Annotated in this window: 7 protein-coding genes; 4 read left to right on the top strand and 3 right to left on the bottom strand. The window is 46.5% G+C overall.

Annotated features, from left to right (window positions below):
- Positions 1 to 332: 332 nt before the first annotated feature.
- Positions 333 to 2,858, bottom strand: a complete 2,526-nt coding sequence (locus tag J7545_RS06840) for a glycosyltransferase family 39 protein (RefSeq protein ID WP_318719332.1) — start codon at positions 2,856 to 2,858, stop codon at positions 333 to 335.
- A gap of 118 nt (positions 2,859 to 2,976) precedes the next feature.
- Between J7545_RS06840 and J7545_RS23945 the strand changes: the two genes are divergently transcribed.
- Together J7545_RS23945 and J7545_RS06845 are read left to right on the top strand one after the other, a co-directional pair.
- Positions 2,977 to 3,102: a DUF6888 family protein gene (locus tag J7545_RS23945; RefSeq protein WP_413038676.1), complete on the top strand. Its 126-nt coding sequence runs from the start codon at positions 2,977 to 2,979 to the stop codon at positions 3,100 to 3,102.
- Entirely contained in the window at positions 3,092 to 3,298 is a 207-nt protein-coding gene (locus J7545_RS06845; RefSeq protein ID WP_318701061.1) for a DUF6887 family protein, read from the top strand. The genes J7545_RS23945 and J7545_RS06845 overlap by 11 nt, the downstream gene beginning before the upstream one ends.
- Positions 3,299 to 3,343: 45 nt before the next feature.
- Here J7545_RS06845 and J7545_RS06850 read toward each other — a convergent pair whose 3' ends face one another.
- Both J7545_RS06850 and J7545_RS06855 read right to left on the bottom strand, forming a co-directional pair.
- On the bottom strand, positions 3,344 to 3,796 hold the full coding sequence (locus J7545_RS06850) for a GNAT family N-acetyltransferase (RefSeq protein ID WP_318701060.1): 453 nt from the start codon (positions 3,794 to 3,796) through the stop codon (positions 3,344 to 3,346).
- A 66-nt stretch (positions 3,797 to 3,862) separates the two neighbouring features.
- A complete protein-coding gene (locus tag J7545_RS06855) occupies positions 3,863 to 4,099 on the bottom strand; it encodes a hypothetical protein (protein WP_318719333.1) in 237 nt (78 codons plus the stop codon).
- Positions 4,100 to 4,245: 146 nt separating this feature from the next.
- Between J7545_RS06855 and J7545_RS06860 the strand changes: the two genes are divergently transcribed.
- Complete coding sequence (locus J7545_RS06860; protein WP_318719334.1) at positions 4,246 to 4,506, top strand: hypothetical protein; 261 nt, start codon at positions 4,246 to 4,248, stop codon at positions 4,504 to 4,506.
- A gap of 35 nt (positions 4,507 to 4,541) precedes the next feature.
- Positions 4,542 to 5,084 carry a hypothetical protein gene (locus J7545_RS06865; RefSeq protein ID WP_318701058.1) on the top strand — a complete coding sequence of 181 codons (543 nt, stop codon included), beginning with the start codon at positions 4,542 to 4,544 and terminating at the stop codon, positions 5,082 to 5,084.
- Positions 5,085 to 5,211: the final 127 nt, after the last annotated feature.

Here is a 5,211-nt window from a genome sequence, read left to right on the forward strand (position 1 = left end):
GTTCGAGGATTTTCTGGTACAATTGAGGAAGCATTTTTATATTTTTGTGGTCTCTACACGACCACTTTACTCTTTTACCGATCGCCTCCTCAACCCACCACTCTCTCTACCATTGAGCCTCCTTGTCACCCCTTGAGGTTTACTTTTTTCTTGGCAAACACAGCATTCGACTTCTTGTTCAAATATTCTTGTCATAAGACTTTCCTGGTTTTAGGGCATCACTTAACGAGCAACTCACGTTGCACAAATGCACTTTCTTCTAAAATAACCTTAAGTCATGAATTAGCGTCCAATGTACAGGAGTGATAGTGATTTATCTGAGTTCGATGCACCTAGAGATTGAGAGTTTTGGCGAGTTGCCACGCTTTGAAGAAATGGCCTTGCATAGCGAAGGAAATGGCTTGTAGGGCTTGTATTTCTGGCTCGTCTGGTTTGAGCTGTAGGGCGGTTTCGAGGACTTTTTGAGCTTTTTGAGGTTTCCAGTCGTAAAGATAGACTACGGCTAAATAGGCATAGGGATAGGGGCTGTTTGGCTCTAGGGTGGTGAGGACATCTAAGGCAGCGATCGCCCCGGGCACATCTTGACGCAACACTCGCGATAGGACTAAAGCATAGAGCCAGTCTACCCGATTCGGATCTTGTTGCAAGCGATCGCTTAACGTGCGATCGACTTGCAGCAAATAATCTTGCGTTGGATCGTATTGATTAATCCGCCCCACTTCGCTAAAAATATGCTCTAGTGCCGTCGGTCCCTGGGATAAGGTAGCGGCAAAGGTGCGAAACTGGGTTGACAAATCTAACTCTAAAGCGGGTTGAGCAGGAGCCTCAAAAGATAGCATCATCCGAATAGGAGGAATGGGAATATCTTGCGCGGGAGTCTCCCAGTTTCGGTCTGGCAGATATTGCACCTTTAACACATAACTTCCCGGTTCCATATCCGCAGGGGGTAACATGGAGGTCAGCTCGCTCACTTCCACTGCTTGTTCTGGATCGAGGTTTTCAGGAGTATAGAGATTTCCCATCCCAAACCCATGGTCATGTATCCAAGCAATTTGACCATCCCGTTCTCGAATCCAAGTAATCAGCACTAACCCCGATTGTAAATCTTTCCAGGGGCCGCGCCATTGGTAGGTAACGGGAACTGGACTTCCGGGAGGGACGGGACTGGCAACAAAGAGGTTATAGAGTTGCACCTCAGACAGGGGTCGATCGAGGGGAACCACCTGCACGGGGGGAGTATGCTGGTGATAGAGGTTCAGTTGACTGCCATCGTTGAGAGACCAGGATCGATGCAGGTTAAATAAGCCACTGGTTTCGATGAACTGGTTTAACTGTTGTCGTTCCGCGCTTGGTGCCGAGCCTTGCTGACCGGTTTTGGTGATAAACCAACGGAGCGATCGCCCATCTTGTACAATGTGTTGACTATTGGTTCCCACTTGACGACCATGAACTTGAGAATTTCGCACTTGCCCATAGTAGTTAATATTATGCTGATTTAAAGTAGGTGTAGAAGGCAAAACTCCCACATTGGATCGTAGATAAGGTTCGGTTTTAATGATTTCATCGATAACTTTAGGATGGGGAGTGGGAAGTCCCAACACTGGATAATTCATTGCTCCAGGACTCAGCGATCGGATGAAGAATTGTCCTCCGAGGGGATAGAGGTTTAAAAACATCAGTAAACCGGCTAATCCTATTGTTCCCCAACGGATTTTTGGGCCCCATTTACGACTGAGTTTATCCCACTGATTTAAACCACAAGCGAGTAGGAGAGAGAGAACGGGAAGAGAGGGGAGAATGTAGCGGGTATCCTTATTTATGTTTAAGGAACAGAGGAAGTAAGACCCTACTAGAAACAAAAGTATCCAAATGGTTTTGGGGTGCTGTTTCAGGTTTAGCCGTTGTTCGGAGCGCCAGAATTGAATCCCTATACCAATAAAACCGACGATTGGAATCCATAATAGAGGCCAGGATACCAACTCTGGCAGGTCTTTCCAGTAATAGAGCCAAGCATCGAGGGTATGCAGGGGGGGGTCACCTTCAGCGATCGCCGAATCTATAGTCGCTCGTTTTCCAGAGGTGAGTATCAGCAACCAGTTGGTACGTACCCAAGGATAGAGCATACCGAGGGCAATTATTCCCCCTAAAAGCCATTGGCCGAGGCGTTCCCATTGTCGCTGATAAAGGCTGGTAATTCCAGAAACGGCGATCGGAGTCAGCAAAAAAAACAGCGCCGTTTGTTTCGTCAGCAGTGCTAATCCCACGGAAACCCCCATTAGTGGAGCCATTCCCCATTGTTGCGATCGCCCAGATTTACGGGAAAACCACCAGAGAGTCAGACAAAAAAAACTCCAAGTGACCATCGCAGTCAAGGGATAATCCTGGAGAAAATCCAGGCGATAGCGGTAGAGTCCAGGTAGCAGGATACACAAAGCAGCCGCCCACAATCCCAGATAGCTGTTGAAGAGAATCCGACCTAATCCATAAACTGAACTGAGGAGAATAGCGCTATAGACCAGCATTACCAGAGTTGAGGCATCGGGACTTGCCCCGAAAATCTGTGCAAAGGGAACCGTTGTCACATACATCAGAGGCGGAATTTTTGGAGAAAGTAGCCAAAATTGATGCCACCAATCTCCAGAAAAGAATTGGACATTTTCCAACATGCGCTGATATTCTAAGACCCAGTTGAGATAGTCAGCCTGATCCCAAGCCGGAATGCGGCGATCGATCGCCAGCCAGAGGCGATCGCCCACCATCACCAAAAACATCATTAATCCCAACGCCAACACCGGATCGGTTTGGGTATTTTTCTCAGACAAACAGTGCTGAGTTTGTTCCAATGCTTCCTTAGTCATGCGATCGTTAGCGAAAACTGCTATAAGCTAATTAGGCTATCATAAAAATGGAGTCAAATACTTGCCAACAATTCAACAGGCACTTCGATGTTTTCAGATTTGCCAGAATCTTACAAACATGTACCGTTCTGTGGATATGGTGCGTTTAGATGAGAGAACAGGAAATGTCATTCTCCTTTCAGGAGAAGAAATGATAATTGAAATTTACCCAAATGGAAATTGGAGGTTTGTTCATGAAGTCTGATTTTGAGTTGATGACGATGAGAGAGCTGCAAAAGTATGTTCTAGAGCATAGAAATGACCAAGCCGCATTTGAAGCATTCATGGATCGGGTTGATGCAGTCCCCCAGAATCAAGTCTATGGAGAGGTGAATGCTCAGGAGTTCTCTGTACTTCTTGAACAATATGGTCATATCCAGAAAGGTCAGGATAATCTATAGTAAAATCCAGCTCTAACTTCCATCGAGATTTTTCCCAATGCTTCCCTAGTCATGGAATTGTTTCCGCATTTTTATATGAGGCATTCCCGCTTCTAAAAATTCTTCCCCTTCTGGTATAAATCCAAGCTGATCGTAAAGAGACTGAACATAAAGTTGAGCCGTGATAATCACCTCATTTACTCCATAAGATTGAGTCAATTCTAAGGCAGTTTGCATTAGTTTTCGCCCAATTCCTTGACCGCGAAACGGACCTAAAACCGCCAACCGTTCAATTTTTGCAGTTTCAGGATTTAACTGGCGCACCCTCGCAGTTCCCACGGGTTTAGATTCCATATACGCTAGGAGATGATCCGCTTGTTCATCGCAGCTATCAAACTCTAAACTCGGATCGACTCCTTGTTCATTTTGAGACACTTCTATGCGAATGGAGGCGATCGCCTCCTCTTGTTCCCCATAAGAGACTTGCTCAATCACCACATTCATCTTAGATTTTCCCATCCCCGAAAACCTTCACCATCACCAAAAACATCATTGTAATATAGACAACAGTAAATGTCATTCTCCTTACCAAGAACTCAGTACAGGACAAAAAAACGGTCTGGGGAGGTAGAAGTGCTGAAGCGTCGAGCGATAAACGAATGCAGCGGTTCCAGTGATTTTAGATAGTTTAACGTTAGGATGTAGGCGATTAGAAAGCCTAACAACCCAATCAACAAGCCAACAATCCCGTTGCACACCGACTGTAAAGAGTTTCTTCCTTGAGGGAGAGAGGTTGTCTGCGGCGGGTGAACGTTGAGGCATAGGTATTTACAAATCTCCATATTGCAATGTTGACAGCATATCGTAACCGTTGTTATATTTATCGCATAATAACTGTTGAGTTCATGCAGTCTGCTGTACTCATATTTTCTACAAACCACTGAACTATTCTTTTTCAGGTCAACACCATGACATTACAAAGCAAACACTGGGTTGCTGGTTTACTCGGAATTTCTGGCATTGCACTCGGCACATTGGTGCCCGGTGGACCCATCGAAACCCGCAGTTTTGATCACATGAGTCCCCTAACTTTGGGGGTGTTCAACACGTTTTTTACGACTTTGGTCTTAGGGAGTCTGCTCTTGGTTTACTTTACTTTGCGCTCCAGGCGCTGGGCCATGATTACAGCGGCAGTCTGTGGGTTGTCCTATCTTGGGTGTATGGTCTAGATTTGGTCAAGATATTTCCTGTATCCCCCAATGCTATGCCTCCCGCTTTATTGGGCATTGAGGTGTTTGGGACATTGTTGTCGCTTCCCCTCATGGTTCTGTCAGTACAAGCCTTGCAAGAACTCGGTCAACCCGTCTTTGCTGTAGCGCCTTTATCCGCTTCTAATCCCGCTGCGATCGCTCGAATTCCTCAACGACTCGCTACTATGGGGTTAGCCATGGTGGCTCTTGGGATCGTTATGTCTTGCCTGGCACCTGAGGCTTCCGCAGCGTGCATAGTCCAGAACATGAACATACAGAGGGCCGGCCAGTCGAACATCTTTTGCAGCCCAGATGAAGGAGACCACATCGATGCTCCAGGTTGCCAGTCCCTACCCAACGAACCCGGCAACAATGGCTGTCCCGCGGATAAATTTGCCTACCAATGCCCCCTGGGAAGATTCAATCCCCAAGCTAGTGCCGAAGACAAAGTGATGGGCTTCACTTTTCAGACCATCATCAACCTGAACCCAGGCAGCACGGCTAGCCAATGCACAACTGGCCAATACGTAGCTGGTATTCCCCTCCTTAAGGGGTGACAAGGAGGCTAAAAACTAGACTGTATAAGGGATAGAGCCTGTAGCCCTTGGGGAAAAAACCACCGCTTATGAGGTTTGCACTCCATTAATTCTTCAGCTAAAGAAGAGCCACATTGGAAGGAGTAAA

The organism is Roseofilum sp. SBFL (assembly GCF_017746885.1).
Taxonomy (GTDB): Bacteria; Cyanobacteriota; Cyanobacteriia; order Cyanobacteriales; family Desertifilaceae; genus Roseofilum.